16 protein-coding genes are annotated in these 16,257 nt (G+C 69.8%); 7 read left to right on the forward strand and 9 right to left on the reverse strand.

The genetic code is table 11. The features are described 5' to 3' along the window. Nucleotides 1-47: 47 nt before the first annotated feature. Nucleotides 48-731, reverse strand: coding sequence for a CGNR zinc finger domain-containing protein (locus tag ACM6JT_RS07025; RefSeq protein WP_414856155.1), 684 nt, complete (start codon nucleotides 729-731; stop codon nucleotides 48-50). Nucleotides 732-812: 81 nt separating this feature from the next. On the opposite strand from ACM6JT_RS07025, the gene ACM6JT_RS07030 reads away from it, so the two are divergent. Then, nucleotides 813-1,802 carry an arginase family protein gene (locus tag ACM6JT_RS07030; protein ID WP_414856156.1) on the forward strand — a complete coding sequence of 330 codons (990 nt, stop codon included), beginning with the start codon at nucleotides 813-815 and terminating at the stop codon, nucleotides 1,800-1,802. Between the two features lie 107 nt (nucleotides 1,803-1,909). Here the strand turns inward: ACM6JT_RS07030 and ACM6JT_RS07035 are convergent, their stop codons facing one another. From ACM6JT_RS07035 to ACM6JT_RS07045, 3 genes are all read right to left on the reverse strand, one after another. Further along, on the reverse strand, nucleotides 1,910-3,307 hold the full coding sequence (locus ACM6JT_RS07035) for an enolase C-terminal domain-like protein (protein ID WP_131948790.1): 1,398 nt from the start codon (nucleotides 3,305-3,307) through the stop codon (nucleotides 1,910-1,912). 62 nt (nucleotides 3,308-3,369) lie between these two features. Beyond that, nucleotides 3,370-4,710, reverse strand: a complete 1,341-nt coding sequence (locus ACM6JT_RS07040) for an MFS transporter (RefSeq protein ID WP_034183933.1) — start codon at nucleotides 4,708-4,710, stop codon at nucleotides 3,370-3,372. 202 nt (nucleotides 4,711-4,912) lie between these two features. Continuing rightward, complete coding sequence (locus tag ACM6JT_RS07045; protein WP_374955243.1) at nucleotides 4,913-5,833, reverse strand: LysR family transcriptional regulator; 921 nt, start codon at nucleotides 5,831-5,833, stop codon at nucleotides 4,913-4,915. Between the two features lie 107 nt (nucleotides 5,834-5,940). Here ACM6JT_RS07045 and ACM6JT_RS07050 point away from each other — a divergent pair, with 107 nt between their 5' ends. The 3 genes from ACM6JT_RS07050 (at nucleotide 5,941) to ACM6JT_RS07060 (ending at nucleotide 8,759) form a co-directional block, all read left to right on the forward strand. After that, nucleotides 5,941-6,672, forward strand: coding sequence for a glutathione S-transferase family protein (locus ACM6JT_RS07050; RefSeq protein WP_414856157.1), 732 nt, complete (start codon nucleotides 5,941-5,943; stop codon nucleotides 6,670-6,672). A 115-nt stretch (nucleotides 6,673-6,787) separates the two neighbouring features. Next, on the forward strand, nucleotides 6,788-7,411 hold the full coding sequence (locus ACM6JT_RS07055; RefSeq protein ID WP_414856158.1) for a DUF2239 family protein: 624 nt from the start codon (nucleotides 6,788-6,790) through the stop codon (nucleotides 7,409-7,411). Nucleotides 7,412-7,427: 16 nt separating this feature from the next. Then, the gene (locus ACM6JT_RS07060; protein ID WP_414856159.1) at nucleotides 7,428-8,759 is read left to right on the forward strand and encodes a carotenoid oxygenase family protein; all 1,332 of its coding nucleotides are present in this window, start codon (nucleotides 7,428-7,430) and stop codon (nucleotides 8,757-8,759) included. Between the two features lie 13 nt (nucleotides 8,760-8,772). Here ACM6JT_RS07060 and ACM6JT_RS07065 read toward each other — a convergent pair whose 3' ends face one another. The 4 genes from ACM6JT_RS07065 to ACM6JT_RS07080 are packed head-to-tail and all read right to left on the reverse strand — an operon-like array spanning nucleotide 8,773 to nucleotide 13,035. Beyond that, on the reverse strand, nucleotides 8,773-9,939 hold the full coding sequence (locus ACM6JT_RS07065) for an ABC transporter permease (RefSeq protein WP_217590163.1): 1,167 nt from the start codon (nucleotides 9,937-9,939) through the stop codon (nucleotides 8,773-8,775). Between the two features lie 8 nt (nucleotides 9,940-9,947). After that, nucleotides 9,948-11,102: an ABC transporter permease gene (locus ACM6JT_RS07070; RefSeq protein WP_034183939.1), complete on the reverse strand. Its 1,155-nt coding sequence runs from the start codon at nucleotides 11,100-11,102 to the stop codon at nucleotides 9,948-9,950. 21 nt (nucleotides 11,103-11,123) lie between these two features. After that, complete coding sequence (locus ACM6JT_RS07075) at nucleotides 11,124-11,822, reverse strand: ABC transporter ATP-binding protein (protein ID WP_034183940.1); 699 nt, start codon at nucleotides 11,820-11,822, stop codon at nucleotides 11,124-11,126. 7 nt (nucleotides 11,823-11,829) lie between these two features. Further along, nucleotides 11,830-13,035 carry an efflux RND transporter periplasmic adaptor subunit gene (locus ACM6JT_RS07080; RefSeq protein WP_034183941.1) on the reverse strand — a complete coding sequence of 402 codons (1,206 nt, stop codon included), beginning with the start codon at nucleotides 13,033-13,035 and terminating at the stop codon, nucleotides 11,830-11,832. Nucleotides 13,036-13,437: 402 nt separating this feature from the next. On the opposite strand from ACM6JT_RS07080, the gene ACM6JT_RS07085 reads away from it, so the two are divergent. After that, nucleotides 13,438-13,674, forward strand: coding sequence for a hypothetical protein (locus ACM6JT_RS07085; protein WP_034183942.1), 237 nt, complete (start codon nucleotides 13,438-13,440; stop codon nucleotides 13,672-13,674). 77 nt (nucleotides 13,675-13,751) lie between these two features. Here ACM6JT_RS07085 and ACM6JT_RS07090 read toward each other — a convergent pair whose 3' ends face one another. Continuing rightward, entirely contained in the window at nucleotides 13,752-14,510 is a 759-nt protein-coding gene (locus ACM6JT_RS07090; RefSeq protein WP_131948798.1) for a Mut7-C RNAse domain-containing protein, read from the reverse strand. Between ACM6JT_RS07090 and ACM6JT_RS07095 the strand changes: the two genes are divergently transcribed. Both ACM6JT_RS07095 and ACM6JT_RS07100 read left to right on the forward strand, forming a co-directional pair. After that, nucleotides 14,400-15,476, forward strand: coding sequence for an NAD(P)-dependent oxidoreductase (locus ACM6JT_RS07095; RefSeq protein WP_265183309.1), 1,077 nt, complete (start codon nucleotides 14,400-14,402; stop codon nucleotides 15,474-15,476). The genes ACM6JT_RS07090 and ACM6JT_RS07095 overlap by 111 nt on opposite strands. 79 nt (nucleotides 15,477-15,555) lie before the next feature. Then, nucleotides 15,556-16,197, forward strand: coding sequence for a LysE family translocator (locus ACM6JT_RS07100; protein WP_105392372.1), 642 nt, complete (start codon nucleotides 15,556-15,558; stop codon nucleotides 16,195-16,197). Nucleotides 16,198-16,257 lie beyond the last annotated feature (60 nt).

Genomic DNA, 16,257 nt, shown 5'->3' on the forward strand with positions numbered 1-16,257 from the left:
TTTTCAGGGCGCTCTGCATGGGGCGACCGCACCCGGCAGCCTCGATCCTATTCATTGATCGCGTCGCGCCCGCGTGCCGATCCGGCCGGCGCACGCTTCACCGCGCGGTAGTGCCGTCGGGCCTTCGCGACGTTGCCGCAGGTCGCCATGTCGCACCACTTGCGGCGTCCCGTCTTGGAACTGTCGATGAACAGCCACGCGCAATTCGATCCTGCGCACATCCGCAGCCGCCCACTCGGCAACGCTTCGAGAAGCGTCACGGCGCCGAGCGCGATTCGGTGGGCGGGCAGATGCAGGTCCACCACGCCTGCCGTGTCGGGCGGGTCGCTGAATGCGACGCGCCCTTCGATCGCGATCAGCCGCCGGCCGTTGATTGCACGTCGCCATGCCTGCTCCAGCGTTTCCAGATCCGCCGCGACCGGCGGGACTTCATGCGCGAGCGCGCCGAAGATGCCGAACAGCGCTTCACGCAGGCGCTTGGCGTCGCGCAGCGCGCGGTCGGCCGCGGCCGGCGCTTCGGCCGCGCGGGCCGCGAGCTGCTTCAGGTCGCGCGCGGGCAGGGTCGACGACGCGGCCAGCCACGCGAGCCAGGCGTCGTAGTCGGGCAGCCAGTCGCGCGGCGCCCGATCGCGACCGGTCACCGTATTCACGAAGTCGAGGGCCAGGTGGCCGCCAACGAAATCGCGGGCCACGAACGTATGGGCTTCCATCGCCGCTGACGTGTTGGACATGGGGTAAATCGATGCTAACCTTTCATAACACTTTAAAAGGTTGGCACACCCGGCGGGCCGGCGATCGTGCGAGGAGAAATCATGACGGTGTCGACCGCTTCACCCGACCTGCGGGACGGGCATCCGCAAACCGGCGTCGCTCGCCCGGTCGAGTTCATTGCCGCGCCCAGCAGCCTCGGCCTGCGGCCGAACGCGGCCGGCCGCGAGCCCGAGACCTGGCGCGGCCCCGAGGTGCTGCTGGCCACCGGCCTCGCCGCGCGTCTCGGCGCGCGCGTGTCGTGGCTCGCGCATCCCGCCTATGCATTCGAGCCGCAGTCCGGCACGCGCATTCGCAACGGCGTGTCGATCCGCGACTTCTCGCTCGAACTGGCCGGGTATGTCGTCGATGCGCTCGGGCGGCACGCGTTTCCGGTCGTGCTCGGCGGCGATTGCAGCGTGCTGCTCGGATGCCTGCTGGGCAACCGGCGGGCCGGCGGCAGGGGGCTGGTCCACGTCGACGGGCACAGCGATTTCTTCCATCCCGGCAACTACGACACCGCGCAGCGGCTCGGTTCCGGGGCGGGGATGGATCTCGCGCTGGCGACCGGGCGAGGGGAGCCGTTGCTGACCTGCTGGCCGGATCTCGACGGCCCGCTCGTCGACGATCTCGACGCGTGCCAGATCGGCGAGCGCGATGCCGAAACCGACGCCTTCGAGGCTGCGTATGGCGATATCGTTCGCACCGCGATCACGCGCGTGACGATCCAGCAGTTGCTGGCACGCGGGCCCGGCGTCGTCGCCGGCGAGCTGGTCGACTGGCTGCATCGGCGCGCGCTCGGGCGAGCCTGGCTGCACGTCGATCTCGACGTACTCGATCAGGCGCAGCTTCCGGCCGTGGATTCGCCCGGTTCGCCGGGGCTGGACTTCGACGGGCTCGACGCGTTGCTCGGTCCGCTCGTCGCGTCGGGCCGTATCGCGGGGATCGACTTCACCATCTACGACCCGGGGCTCGATCCGGAGCTCGCGTACGCCGATCGAATCGCGCGCAGCATCGCCGATGGCGTGGCCGCGCTGCCCGTGCCGCGCGGTTGACGGCGAGCGCGATCGTTCGAACCCGGCGCGCACACGCCGCCATCCGCCTGTCCGTGACGAAGCGCGGCGGGCGGGCGTTTCGGCGCGACGCGAACGTATCGCCGTTCTTATCCCCGCCCGAAACTCGGCCGCTTCGGATCGTACGTCCACCCCGGCACGAGATAGCGCATCGCGACCGCGTCATCGCGCGCAGTGCCGCCCACCTCGTTGTACAGCGCATGCGCGGCCTCGACCTGCGCCATGTCGAGCTCGATCCCGAGCCCCGGCCGCTCCGGCACGGCCACCTTGCCGCCGACGATCGCGAGCGGCTCGCGCGTGAGCCGCGCGTCGCCTTCCTGCCAGATCCAGTGCGTGTCGATCGCGGTGATCGTGCCGGGCGCGGCGGCCGCCGCATGCGTGAACATCGCGAGCGACACGTCGAAGTGGTTGTTCGAGTGCGAGCCCCACGTGAGCCCCCAGTCGCGGCACAGCTGCGCGAGCCGCACCGAGCCCTGCATCGTCCAGAAATGCGGATCGGCGAGCGGGATGTCGACCGCCTGCAGCCGCACCGCGTGATCCATCTGCCGCCAGTCGGTCGCGATCATGTTGGTCGCGGTCGGAATGCCGGTCGCGCGGCGGAATTCGGCCATCACCTCGCGGCCCGAATAACCGCCCTCCGGCCCGCACGGATCCTCCGCGTACGCGAGCAGGTGGCCTTGCCCGCGGCACAGCGCGACGGCCTCGTCGAGTGACCATGCGCCGTTCGGGTCGAGCGTCGTGCGCGAGTCCGGGAAACGCACCTTGATCGCCGCGATCGCTTCCATCTCGTCGGCGCCGGCCATCACGCCGCCCTTCAGCTTGAAGTCGGCGAAGCCGTAGCGCTCGACCGCGGCCTCGGCCTGCCGCGCGATCGCGGCCGGCGTGAGCGCCGCTTCGTTGCGCAGCCGGAACCACGCGTCCGATGCGTGCGTCTCGTCGCGATACGGCAAATCGGTGCGGCGCCGGTCGCCGATGTAGAACAGGTACGCGAGCATCGGCACCGCGTCGCGCTGCTGGCCTTCGCCGAGCAGCGCCGCGACCGGCACGTCGAGATGCTGACCGAGCAGGTCGAGCAGCGCGGCCTCGATCGCGGTGATCACGTTGTCGAGCCGCAGGTTGATCTCGTGCGGCTGGCGCAGCACGGCCGCTTCGCCAGCCGACGTCACCTCGTGCCGGATCGTGCGGCCCGCACCTGCACCCGCGCCGGACAGCGCCGCGCGCACTGCGTTGAGCGTCGCCTGGTAGCGTCCGATCGACTGGCCGACCACGAGATCCGTCATGCGCTCGAGCGCATGGCGGATCCCTTCGCCGCCCGGCACTTCGCCGACGCCGGTGTGCCCGCTGCTGTCGTCGAGGATCACGAGGTTGCGCGTGAAGTAGGGCGCGTGTGCGCCGCACAGGTTGAGCAGCATGCTGTCGCGGCCGGCGACGGGAATCACCTGCATGCGCGTGACGCGCGGGGTGCCGGCACGGCGGGATTCGGACATCGGTTCGCTCCTGGTTCCGGTGGCGCGCGGGCAGCCGGACGCGCCGGCGCGGCCCGCGCCGTTCAATGAAGCTCGACGCGGCGGATCTCGCCGACGACGAACAGGTAGCAGATCACGGCGACGAGCGCGTGCGCGACGACGTACACGAGCGCGCCGTTGAACGAGCCGCTGCGGTCGACGATATAGCCGATCGCGATCGGCGTCGTGATGCTCGACAGATTGCCGCACGTGTTGAGCAGCGCGCCGCTCAGCCCCGCGATCTGGCGCGGCGCGGTGTCCGCGTTGACGGCCCAGCCGAGCGCGCCGAGCCCCTTGCCGAAGAACGACAGCGCCATGAACAGCACGACGAGCACGTGCGAATCGGTGTAGTTGCAGACGATCATCGACATCGACAGCAGCATGCCGAGCACGATCGGCACCTTGCGCGCGACCGACAGCGAGCGGCCCTGCCTGAGCAGCGCGTCGGACACGACGCCGCCGAGAATCCCGCCGAGGAACCCGCACACGGCCGGGATCGACGCGACGAGCCCCGCGTTGAGGATCGACATCCCGCGCGCCTGCACGAGATAGACCGGAAACCACGTGATGAAGAAATAGGTGAGCGCGTTGATGCAGTACTGCGCGACGTACACGCCGATCAGCATTCGGCTCTTCAGCAGCGCCTTCACGTGACGCATCGACGGGCCGCCGCCGTGCGCGCCCGTCGCCTGGTCGATGTTGACGAGCGCGCCGCCTTCGGCGAGGTAGTCGAGTTCCGCGCGGTTGATGTTCGGGTGGTCCTTCGGGTCGTACATCGTGCGGTTCCACACCGCGACGAACGCGAAGCCGAGCACGCCCATCACCGCGAACACCGACTGCCAGCCGAACGCGTGCACGAGCCAGCCCATCAGCGGCGCGAACACGACGGTCGCCGCGTACTGCGCGGCGTTGAAGATCGCCGACGCGGTGCCGCGCTCGGCGGCCGGGAACCACGCGGACACGATCCGGCTGTTGGCCGGAAACGACGGCGCCTCGGCCGCGCCGACCAGGAAGCGCAGCCCGAACAGCAGTGCGAACGCGGCCGCGCCGCCGAAGAAGCCGATCGCGCCCTGCAGCAGCGTGAACAGCGACCAGAAGAAGATGCTGAACGCGTAGACGATGCGCGACCCGTAGCGGTCGAGCAGCCAGCCGCCCGGCAGTTGCGCGACCACGTACGACCAGCCGAACGCGGAGAAGATGAAGCCGATCTGCACGTGGCTCAGGTGCAGCGCGCGGGCGAGGCTCGGTCCTGCGATCGCGATCGCCGCGCGATCCGCGTAGTTGATCGTCGTGACCGCGAACAGGACGGCCAGCACGAGCCAGCGCACGCGCGTGCGCCGGGCCGTTGCCGACGCGGACGCCGGCAGCGCTTGAAGCGGATTCATGACTGTCTCCTCCGAATGGCGGAAGGTTGCCGTCGTGCGGCAGGCGCGTCGGGTGCGCGCGTTATGGGTGCAGGTGCCGCCGGCCGGAGGCCGGGCGCCGGACGCCGATGCAGGCAGGGCGTCCGGGCCATTCTGTCATGTCGATATTTGCGCTTTCATGCCAATTGCTGACTTGATCGATTCAGCATTTGAATCGATCGAGTCATTCGATCGCTCGGGCGCGCGCGCCGTCCACCCCGGCGCCATGATGGCGCTCCACGTGCCGCACGAGAAACTCGACGGCGGCGCGCACGCCGGGCAACTGGCCGCGCCGGTGCGGCATCAGCAGCGTCGTCGTGACGGTGCCCGCCCGCCAGCCGGGCAGCACGCGCGCGAGCGCGCCGGACGCAAGTGCATCGCCAGCGATCCAGTCGGGCAGGCAGGCCATGCCGAGGCCGGCCATCGCAGCCTGCAGCAGCAGTGTCGATTCGTCGGCCAGCAGGCGGATGCGCGGCGCCACGTCGACGGTGTCGCCGCCGCGCTGCAGCCGCCACGGCTGCTGGCCCGGATGGAGCCCGTCGTGCCGCGCGAGGTCGGCCGGTTCGTCCGGTGTGCCGGCACGCGCGAGATAGCCCGGCGACGCAACGACGATGATCGGCGACGTCGCGAGCGGTCGTTGCACGAGCGTGGAATCGGGGAGCGGGGCGAAATGGCTGCGCACCGCGATGTCGAAACCTTCCTGAGCGATGTCGACGAGGCGGTCGCTCGCGTGAATCTGCAGCAGCAGCTTCGGGTGCGCGATGGCCAGCGCCGGCAGGCAGGGCGCGAGGATGTGCTGCGCAACCGGCACCGAGCTCGTGATACGCACGATGCCGGCCGGTTCGGCGGCCTGCCGCAGCACCGCGTCGCGCGCGCTTTCGGCCTCGATCACGGCCGCGCGCGCATGGTCGAAGAACTCGGCGCCCACCGGCGTCAGCCGGAAGCTGCGCGACGTGCGATGCACGAGCCGCGCGCCGAGCGTGCGCTCGAGCTCGGCAACGCGCTTGCTCACCGTCGATTTCGGCAGGTCGAGCCGGCGCGCGGCCGCCGACATGCTGCCTGCGTCGACCGCCTGCACGAACAGATAGAGATCGTTCAGATTCACTGTCAGCGTCCACAAAAAGAAACGACGGGTTTCGATTCTAACGGCTACTGCGTCATCGTTCGCCGTGGGAGTATGACCGCTCGTTCAACTTTCCGCGGAATACCCCGATGTCCCCGATCCTTCTCTACGGCGTTCCCGCCGGCTGCTCGTTCGGCTCGATCGTCGCGCTCGAATGGGCCGGCCACCCGTACCGGCTGTCGCGCATCACGATGCCGGGCCTCGTGACGAGCGACGCGTTCCTCGCATTGAACCCCGTCGCCGAGACGCCGGCGTTCGTGACCGCAAACGGCGACGTGCTGACCGAAAGCCTCGCGATCCTCGGCCACATCGGCGTGCAGGCGCTCGACAGCGGCCTCGCGTTTCGCCAGGGCAGCGTGGATTTCGACCGGCTGAACCGGATGCTGGCCTGGTTGAACACGACGTTCTTCAGCGCGTTCGGCGCGCTCTGGCATGTGTACGAACACGGCAGCGAAGGCGCCGAGAAAGCGGCCTTGCAGGCATACGGCCGCGGCAAGGTGCTGAAGGCGCACCGGCAGCTCGAGGCGCTGCTCGCGCGAGGCGAGGGCCCATGGCTGCTGGGCGCGCAGCGCACGCTGGCCGACGCATACTTCGCCGGGCTCGCCCGCTGGGCCGACTATCACGCGGTGTTCGAGCGCGACGCGTTTCCACGCATCGCCGCGCTGCGTGCGCAGCTCGCCGACGACGCAGGCGTGCGCTTCGCGCACGCAGTCGAGGAAAACCTGCCGCTGCCGGCGTCGCTGGCGTTCGAAGGACATGTGTCGCTCGACGACGTGCTCGCAAGCGCGCACGGCCTGGCGATTCCGGTCCGGACGATCTGATCGCGCAAAGGGTGGGTGGGGGGCTGGCGATATTTTTTACCCGGATGATATTGACATCCAATTTATACCCGGATAAAAATAACGCCATTCCGATTCCTGCCTGCGGGCGACCACGATGACAACTTCCACGCTCCTTCCTTCGTACACGGCCTTCGACGGCCACCGGCGGCTCGCGTCGGGCCCGCTCGCGACGGTCGCACTCGCGGTCCGGCAAGCCGGCGATGCAACGTCCGGCACGATCCTGATCTTCGACGACGCAACGGGCCGCTCGATCGACCTCGACCTGCGCGGCACGGCGGACGATATCCGCGCGCGCTATGCGCCGCCGCCGGGCGACGCGTCGGGTGCCGCCGGCGAGCCGGCCGGCACGGGCGAGCAGCGCGGCCGCGGCCGGCCGAAGCTCGGCGTCGTGTCGCGCGAGGTCACGCTGCTGCCGCGTCACTGGGAATGGCTCGGCGCGCAGCCGGGCGGCGCGTCCGTCGCGCTGCGCAAGCTCGTCGAGGACGCGCGGCGCACGCATGCGGAGGCCGACCGGCGCCGCGACGCGCAGGCGCGCGCGTACCACTTCATGTCGGCGATGGCGGGCGACCTGCCCGGTTTCGAGGAGGCTGCGCGGGCGCTGTACGCGAACGACGCGGTACGGCTGGCCGAGCTGGTCGCCGGATGGCCGGACGACGTACGCGGCCATGCGCTCGCGCTGGCGCGCGGCGACCTGCCGCCGTCCACCGAAGGCTGCTGACGGAACGTCCGACGCGATGACCATATTCGATCTGAACCGCGGCGCGATCGCGCCGGTCGCCGACGAGGTCGATCTCGTCGACCTGCGCGTGACCGGCGCCATCCCGCGCGAACTCGACGGCACGCTGCTGCGCAACGGCCCGAATCCGCCGGGCGGCCGCTTCGAAGGGAACGACGTGCTGTCGTGGTGGCCGGAAGCCGCGATGCTGCACGCGATCGCGTTCGAACACGGCCGCGCGGCCGGCTACCGGAACCGCTGGGCGCGCACGCGCCGCTGGGCCGCCGTGCATGCGCCCGCGCAGGCGCCGCATCTGCCCGACACCAATCCGAACGTGAACGTGCTGCAGCACGCCGGCGAATTGCTCGCGCTGGCGGAGGGCGGCGCGCCGTTCGCGATCACCGCCGCGCTCGATTCGCTCGGCGTGCCGGAGCGGCATGCGGGCTTCGATGGCGGGATGACCGCGCATCCGAAGGTCGATCCGGAAACGGGCGAACTGATCGCGTTTCGTGCGGACTGGCGCGCGCCGTGGCTGCGCTACGGCGTCGTCGACGCGCAGGGCGTGCAGCGCGTCGACCTCGCGCTCGACGTGCCAGCGCCGTCGATGATGCACGACCTCGCGATCACGGAAACCCGCAGCCTGCTGCTCGACCTGAACGTCGGCTACGACTTCTCGATGCTGAAAGAGGGCCACCGGATGCCGCTGCGCTGGCACGACGACCGGGCCGCGCGCATCGGCGTGATCGCGCGCCACGGCGGCGACGTGCGCTGGTTCGGCATCGAGCCGTGCTTCATCCAGCACGTCGTGAACGCGTACGACTGCGACGAATCGTGCATCGTGCTCGATGCGGTGCGCTATCCGTGGTACCTGCGGCTCGACGCGCGTACGGGCCGCTTTGCCGACAACCCGGTCGGCGAGCTGTGGCGCTACGTGATCGATACGGCGAACGGGCTGATCGACGAAGGGCCGCTCGACGACGGCGGCATCGAGCTGCCGCGCATCAACGAAAGCCGGACGGGGCGCCGCTACCGCTATGTGTATGCGGCCGAGCAGCCGAACAATACGGAAATGCGCGGCGTGATGCGCTTCGACCACACGCGCGGCACGACGACGCGCTACGCGGTGCCGGCCGGCGACCAGAACGGCGAGCCCGTGTTCGTGCCGCGCCCGGGCGGCGTCGACGAAGACGACGGCTGGCTGCTGGTGATGGTCTACCGCGCGGCGACGGATACGAGCGACGTCGTGATCCTCGATGCGCGCGCGATCGATGCGGGGCCGGTCGCGACCGTGCACCTGCCGCGCCGCGTGCCGGCCGGCTTCCACGGCGCGTGGGTGCCGCGCGTGCGCTGAGCGGCCGTGCGCGTCACTGCGCGCGCAGCGCGTCGACGATCTTCAGCCGCGCGGCGCGCATTGCCGGCAGGAATCCGCCGACGAGCCCCATCACGAGCGAGAACATCAGCGTCTTCACGACGATCGCGGGCGTCAGCACGAAACGGAACGACAGGTCCGCGAAGGTCTGGAAGTTGGTGGTCGAGAACGACGCGAACTGCATCAGCGACGCGCACGCGAGCCCCGCGACGCCGCCGACGAAGCCGAGCAGCAGCGCTTCCAGCAGGAACGCGGCGAGCACGCTCATGCGCTTGAAGCCGAGCGCGCGCAGCGTGCCGATCTCGGCGACGCGGTTCGCGACCGACGCATACATCGTGATCATCGCGCCGATCATCGCAGCGATCGAGAAGATCGTCGACAGCGTGATGCCGAGGATGTTGATGAACTTCGACAGCGCCTTCGACTGGTCGCCGTAGAAGGTCTGCTCGCGCTTCGCCTCGTCGGTCAGCCGCGGGTCGACGTCGATGTCGGCCTTGAAGCGCGCGAAGCCGTCGGCGCTCGGGATGCGCAGCACCATCGACGAATAGCTGGTGCGCCGGAACGACTGCATCAGCTGGTCGACGTCGCCCCAGATCTCCGAATCGAAGCCGCTGCCGCCCGCGTCGAAGATGCCGACGATGGTCCAGTCGCGCTGCGCGAAATGCAGGCTGTCGCCGAGCTGCGTGCTGCTGAAGCCTTTCGCGATCGCGCTGCCGACGATGATTTCCGACGAGCCGGGCGCGAACATGCGGCCGGCCGCCAGCTTCACGTGCGGGCGCAGCGCGAGGCCGGACGGCGACACGCCGCGGATCACGACGTTCGACGGCTTGCCGCTCGACGTCTTCACGAGCGAGATCAGCACCACGGCTTCCTTCGACACGAGCGGCCGGCCGTCGGGGCCGAGCGCGACGGCCGGGTGCATCTCGAGCGCGTTGGCCTGCTGGTGGTCGATCGAACTCTGGATCTCGGTCTCGGCGCCCTTGCGGATCACCACGGCGTTGTCGGGTTCGCCGGTCGACACGAGCGTCTGCGTGAGCCCCGCGTCGAGCATCTGCACCGTCGCGAACACGAAGATCACGAGCGCCATCCCGCCCGCGGTGAGCGCGGTGGTGAGCCGCCTGGTCCACAGGTTGCGCGCGATGTAGGTAAGCGGGATCGTCATGCGCGTGCCTACCCGATCGCCCGCAGGCCTTCGACGACGCGCACGCGCGCCGCCTGCCACGCCGGCACGATCGCGGCCGCGACGCCGACCGCGACCGAGCACGCGGCCTGCAGCACGACCGTCTCGGCCGATACCCTGAATACCGGGAAGATGCTGCCGGCCGCCTGCTTGAACAGGCTCGCGGCGGGCGGCGTCGCGAGGATCCCGAGCCCGCCGCCGGCCACCGCTATCACGACCGATTCGCCGAACACGATCAGCGCGAGGAAGCCGGGCCCGAAGCCGAGCGCTTTCAACGTCGCGTATTCGGCCGTGCGTTCGCGCGCGCTCATCGCCATCGCGTTTGCCATCACGGCCATGATGATCAGGATCACCACGTACGACACCAGGCGGATCGCCGCGATGATCTGGTTCGACATCGCGACGAAGCCGAGCTGGAACGCCTGCTCGGTCTCGGTCAGCGTCTCGGCGAGCGAGTTCTTGAACACGGCGTCGACGTTGCGCGCGATCGTCGCGCCGTCGTCCGGGTTCGCGACGCCGAGCACGAATACGCCGACCTGGTCGGCTTGTTTCGGCGTGCGCTTCCGTACCGTCTCGTTCAGGTAGTCCCAGTGGAACACCATCTGGCGCGTGATCGTCGAATCGTCGCGGCCATCGAGGATCCCGCGCACGACGAAGTCCCACGTACCGGGATAGATCGTGCCCTTCAGCGGGATCACGTCGCCGATCTTGAAGCCGAACTGCGTCGCGAGCTGGCGCCCGACCAGGCAGCCGCGGCGGTCGCGGTTGTAGTCGGCGCGCTGCTGCGCCGGGATGATGAATTCCGGATACAGGTCGAGATAGTTCTCCGACACCGCGAAGCTCGCGAAGAAGTTCTTCGGGTCGCGGTAGATGCCGCCGAACCAGTTCGAGCGGACCACGGCCGTCACGCCGTCGATGCCGCGTATCCGGTTCTCGTAGCTGACCGGCAGCGGAAATACCAGCGAAATCGCATTGCGCGTGACGAGCCGTCCGCTGGACGCGGCGGCCGCGCCCGCGTACCACGCGTCGACGACGGTATGCAGCAGCCCGAACGCCAGCACCGCGATCGTGAGCCCGAGCACGGTCAGCAGCGTGCGCAGCCGGTGCCGCAGCGCGTTGCGCGCGATCAGCTTCAGCACGTACATCGCGCGCGCTCCCGCAGCCGGTCAGCCGGCGTGCCCATCGATCAGCTCCCCTTTTTCCAGATGCACGACCGATCGCGCGGCGTCGGCCGCGTGCGCGTCGTGGGTCACCATGATGATCGTCTTGCCGAGCTCGGCATTCATCCGCTGCAGCATCGCGAGCACGTCGGTGGCCGACGCGCGGTCGAGGTCGCCGGTCGGCTCGTCGGCGACGATCAGCACGGGATCGGTGATCAGCGCACGCGCGATCGCGACGCGCTGCTGCTGGCCGCCCGACAGCTCGGACGGGTAATGGGTCATCCGGTCGCCGAGGTTCACCATGTCGAGCACGAGTTCGACGCGCTCGCGCCGCTCGCGGCGCGACAGGTGCGTGAGCATCAGCGGCAGCTCGACGTTCTCGAACGCGGTGAGCACGGGCATCAGGTTGTAGAACTGGAAGATGAAGCCGACGTTCGCCGCGCGCCATTCGGCCAGCTGCGCCTCCGCGAGCTGCGAGATGTCGAGGCCGCCTACGCGCAGCTCGCCGCTGTCGGGCCGGTCGATGCCGGCCACCAGGTTCAGCAGCGTGCTCTTGCCGGAACCCGACGGCCCCATCAGCGCGACGAAGTCGCCTTCGCCGATATCGAGCGTGATGTCGGTCAGCACGGGCACGATCTGGTTGCCGCGCCGGTACGACTTCGCGACGTGGCTGATCTCGACGAGGGGCGGCGGCGCGTCGTTCACGCTGGCGCTACTTCTTCGCGACGGCCACTTTCGCGCCGTCCTTCAGCTTCGCGCCCGGCGCGAGCACGACCGTATCGCCGGGTTTCACGCCGCGGATCGCGACCAGCTCGCCGATTCGCATGCCGGTGGTCACGGCCGCCGCGCGCACGGTGTCGTCCTTCACGACGAACACGACCGGCCGGCCGTCGCGCTCGACGACCGCGCTCGCCTGCACGGCCGTCACGGGCTGCCGGTCCTGCGCCGACACGGGCTTCGACAGGAACGCGATCTTCGCGCTCATGTCGGGCAGCACGCGGTCGTCGCGGTCGACGAAGCGCACCTTCACGAGCACGGTGGCCTTCGAGCGGTCGACGGTCGGCACGATGCGCGACACGCGGCCCGCGAAGCGCAGGTCGGGCAGCGCGTCGAGCTGGATCTCGCACGGCTGCTCGGCGCGGATCTTCGCGATGTTCGATTCGGCGACGTCGGCCTCGACTTCGAGCGTGTCCATGTCGGCGATCGTCACGACTGCGCCCTTGCTGTCCGATGCGGACGAGAACGGCGTGATGTTGTCGCCGACGTTCGCATGCTTCGCGAGCACGATGCCGTCGAACGGCGCGCGGATCACCGTCTGGTCGACGGCGACCTGCGCGGCCTGCGCATTGGCGTCGGCGGACGCGATCGCGGCTTCGCCGCTGTTGAGCGACGCGCGCGCCTTGTTCACGCGGGCCGTGTCGATGTCGAGCTGCGCGGCCGGCACGGCGCCCTTCGGCGCGAGTACCGCGGTGCGGCGCAACGCGATTTCGGCGTCCTTCAGCTCGGCCTGCTGCACGCCGAGGTTCGCGCGGGCGACCTTCGCCTGGGCGAGCGCCTGTGCCCGCGACGCCTCGACGTCGCGGCTTTCGAGGCGCGCGATGATCTCGTCCTTCTTCACACGCGTGCCTTCGAGCACGCCGAGCCATTCGACGCGCCCCTGGCCCTTCGACGCGACCGCGGCCTTGCGCTGCGGCACGACGTAGCCGGTCGCATTGAGCTGCGTGTCGTTCTGGTACGGGTAGGCGGACGTGACGGACGTGGTTTCGACCGTCGGCCGGCCGGTGAGCGCGACGCCGGCGACGATCGCGACGATGACGAGCGCGGCTGCGACCGCATAGCGGACCCACCGGCGCCGCCGTGGCACCGGCGCGATCGGACGCCGGTCGATTTTCAGTTTGTCCAGATTGTGATCGGGCAATTTGAGCGCCTCGCGACGGCGGCGGTCTGGCGACCGGCCGCGATCCGGTTTCCGGGGAAAGGGACGGATGGACGCCCAGTATAGCGTCGCGGGGCAGCGCGCGAGAGCCGGTTTGCCGGGCCGCCGCGGCTGCCGGCGGACGGGCCGCGCGATGCCGGATACGCATGCCGGGGCGGCCGGAAACCGACGTCGTCGGGGAAAACCCGAGAGGCGCAAGCCGTGTGTCAACTTGCCGCGAAGGCGGCGCGTTATGGAGCCAGTACGTCAGTCTTTGTCGCGGCGAAACGGCGCAAGCCGGCCGCCCGGCGGCGACCGGAAACCCCGGCGCGACTGGCGTTCCGATGCGAATGCCTCGCATCTCTTACCGGTACGTTTGACTTTTTCTCCGCTAAAGGAAGAACAATGAAGAAGACGCTCGCTTCGATCATGACCGCAGCATTCGCACTCGCATCGGTTTCGGCATTCGCACAGGAGTCGGCGTCGTCGCCGGCAGTCGGTGCGGCTCCCGCTTCCGCACCGGCGAAGAAGGATCACAGCAAGCCGAAGCACCAGCTGAAGACCCACGGTTCGGCGAAGGGCAAGGCGAAGGCCGCCGCTGCTTCGGCTGCAGGCACGAACGACAAGGGCACGCAGAACTAAGCGATTCGCCCGGGGCCGGCGCTGCCGGCCGCCCGTCGAAAAACCCCGCATGCTCCGGCATGCGGGGTTTTGTTTTTTCAGGCGTCGCCGGGGCTGGCCGGCGGCGCCGGCGCGCGCATCGCGTCGACCACCGACCGCATGCGCCGCCAGTGCGAGCCTTCCCAGAACACGCGCCGGCAAACGTCGCACGCGGCAAAGCGCCGGTGCCGCTGCCGGACCCCGTCCGGCACGTGCGGCGCGGCGGCCTCCGCGTCGAGCGGATGCAGCGGCGCATTGCAGCGCAGGCACAGCCGGAACGGCCGCATGTGCGGCGCGAGATCGAGCCGTTCGAACAGTTCGCGCAACTGGTCGGCCGGCTGCACCGCGTGCAGGTAGCAGCCTCGCGCGACCGCGCGCCGCTTGAGCAGCTCGCGGTCGCGGGTCAGCACGACCCGGCCCTCGCGGCCGGCGAGCGCCGCGAGCTCGTCGTCGCGGTAGTGGTTGTCGTAGCAGGTGTCGAAGCCGGCGAGGCGCAGCAATTGCGCGAGGCCGCCGAGATGCGCGTCGGCGACGAAGCGCCATTGTTCCGGTTTCGGCGCGGTTGCACCGTTTACCGCCGGCTGCGCGCGCTCCGGAAAGGCTTCGACACGGTCGCCGTCGTCGAGCGGCCGGTCGAGCGCGGCCGGCGCGTCGTTCACGCGGAGCCGGCCGATTTCGGTATGCGGGACGCCAAGCGCCTCGATCGCATGCTTCACCGTCGCATCGCGCGCGCACGCGTGCCCGAACGCGCGGTCGCGCTGCGCGCGCGGGAGAAAGGCGTTCAGTTCGCCGTGGAAGCGGAAGGTCGCGGTCGCCATCCGTGCAGTATCGCACCGCGCCCGGCCGACGGCAGGCGCTGCAGACGGCCGGCATCTGTGTTTAACTCGCGGCTTCACGGAGCGAAGGAGCGGGCAATGGATCTCGGGTTTATCGGGCTGGGCGAAATGGGGCAGGCGATCGCGACGAACCTGCTGAAGGCGGGGCACACGGTGCGGGTCTGGAACCGGTCGCGCGAGCGGGCCGAGCCGCTCGCGGCATTCGGCGCGCAGATCGTCGACACGCCGGCCGACGCGTTTCGCGGCGACGCGGTGTTCTCGATGCTCGGTGACGACGCGGCCGCGCGCGCCGTGTTCGACGACGCGCTGCTCGCGCAGGCGCCGCGCGGCCTGATCCACGTGAACATGGCGACGGTGTCGGTCGCGCTCGCCGAATCGCTCGCGCATGCGCACGCGTCGCGCGGCATCGACTACGTCGCCGCGCCGGTGATGGGGCGGCCCGACGTCGCGGCCGCCGCACGCCTGACGATCATGGCGGGCGGCCCGGCCGAGGCGATCGACCGCGTGCAGCCGCTGTTCGACGCGATCGGCCAGAAGACCTGGCGGTTCGGTTCGCTGCCGCAGCACGCGAACGTCGCGAAGATCGCGGCGAACTTCACGCTCGCGTCGGCGATCGAGACGCTCGGCGAGGCGTCCGCGCTGCTGGGCGCACACGGCGTCGCGATGCGCGACTTCCTCGACGTGATCACGAGCAGCGTGTTTCCGGGGCCCGTCTACGAAGGCTACGGCTCGATGATCGCCGAGCGTCGCTACGAGCCCGCGCGCTTCAAGGCGCGCCTCGGGCTGAAGGACGTCCGGCTCGCGCTGGAGGCCGGCGACGCCACGTCGGTGCCGCTGCCGGTGGCGAGCGTCGTGCGCGACAGCCTGCTCGATGCGCTCGCGCACGGCGGCGGCGAGCAGGATTTCGCGGTGCTCGGCGAAGTCGCGCTGCGCCGCGCGGGCCGCTGATCCCGGGCGCGACAGAAGCGCGGCGCGCACGGCATAATCGACGTTTCGTCTTTCTACTTTCTTTCACGCAGAGGCGGGCATGAACTTGCATACGTGGTGGCTTTTCGTGGCGACGGTGTTCGTCGTGTCGGCGATTCCGGGCCCGAACATGCTGCTCGTGATGACGCATGGCGCGCGACACGGGCTGCGGCGCTCGTCGGCGACGATGGCCGGCTGCCTGAGCGCGCTGGTGCTGATGCTGTCGGTGTCGGCGGCGGGTCTCGGCGTGTTTCTCGAAGCGTGGCCGGCGATGTTCAACGCGCTGCGCTTCGCGGGCGCGGCCTACCTGATCTATCTCGGCGTGAAGGCGTGGCGGGCGCGCGTCGACGATGCGCCGTCGGCCGCCGACGTCGAAACCGTGTCGCGCCAGGCTGCGTCGGCATCGCGCTGGGTACTGTTCCGCAACGGCTTCCTGGTCGCGGGCAGCAATCCGAAGGCGATCCTGTTCGCGGCCGCGCTGCTGCCGCAGTTCATCAACGCGGCCGAGCCGACGCTGCCGCAGTTCGGCATCCTCGTCGTCACGTTCGCGGTGATCGAGGTGAGCTGGTACCTCGTCTATGCATCGTTCGGCACGCGCATCGGCGCGACGCTGAAGAGCCAGAGCGTCGCGAAGATCTTCAACCGGCTGACGGGCGGGTTGTTCGTCGGCTTCGGCGCGATGATGGCGCTGGTCCGTCACTGATCCCGGGCTGACTCAGGCGCGCCGAACGCCCCGCCTCTCGCAAGAGGGCGGGGCGTTCGT

It is taken from the genome of Burkholderia sp. IT-111MI5 (assembly GCF_949752865.1).
GTDB lineage: Bacteria > Pseudomonadota > Gammaproteobacteria > Burkholderiales > Burkholderiaceae > Burkholderia > Burkholderia pyrrocinia_C.

Bases quoted from the DNA above. Each gene is read 5' to 3' on its own strand.
- ACM6JT_RS07095 (WP_265183309.1), top strand. From the start codon at position 14,400: ATGCTTCACCGTCGCATCGCGCGCGCACGCGTGCCCGAACGCGCGGTC.
- ACM6JT_RS07050 (WP_414856157.1), top strand. From the start codon at position 5,941: ATGTCCCCGATCCTTCTCTACGGCGTTCCCGCCGGCTGCTCGTTCGGC.
- ACM6JT_RS07085 (WP_034183942.1), top strand. From the start codon at position 13,438: ATGAAGAAGACGCTCGCTTCGATCATGACCGCAGCATTCGCACTCGCA.
- ACM6JT_RS07060 (WP_414856159.1), top strand. From the start codon at position 7,428: ATGACCATATTCGATCTGAACCGCGGCGCGATCGCGCCGGTCGCCGAC.
- ACM6JT_RS07040 (WP_034183933.1), bottom strand. From the start codon at position 4,710: ATGAATCCGCTTCAAGCGCTGCCGGCGTCCGCGTCGGCAACGGCCCGG.
- ACM6JT_RS07070 (WP_034183939.1), bottom strand. From the start codon at position 11,102: ATGTACGTGCTGAAGCTGATCGCGCGCAACGCGCTGCGGCACCGGCTG.
- ACM6JT_RS07055 (WP_414856158.1), top strand. From the start codon at position 6,788: ATGACAACTTCCACGCTCCTTCCTTCGTACACGGCCTTCGACGGCCAC.
- ACM6JT_RS07035 (WP_131948790.1), bottom strand. From the start codon at position 3,307: ATGTCCGAATCCCGCCGTGCCGGCACCCCGCGCGTCACGCGCATGCAG.
- ACM6JT_RS07100 (WP_105392372.1), top strand. From the start codon at position 15,556: ATGAACTTGCATACGTGGTGGCTTTTCGTGGCGACGGTGTTCGTCGTG.
- ACM6JT_RS07025 (WP_414856155.1), bottom strand. From the start codon at position 731: ATGTCCAACACGTCAGCGGCGATGGAAGCCCATACGTTCGTGGCCCGC.
- ACM6JT_RS07065 (WP_217590163.1), bottom strand. From the start codon at position 9,939: ATGACGATCCCGCTTACCTACATCGCGCGCAACCTGTGGACCAGGCGG.
- ACM6JT_RS07030 (WP_414856156.1), top strand. From the start codon at position 813: ATGACGGTGTCGACCGCTTCACCCGACCTGCGGGACGGGCATCCGCAA.
- ACM6JT_RS07090 (WP_131948798.1), bottom strand. From the start codon at position 14,510: ATGGCGACCGCGACCTTCCGCTTCCACGGCGAACTGAACGCCTTTCTC.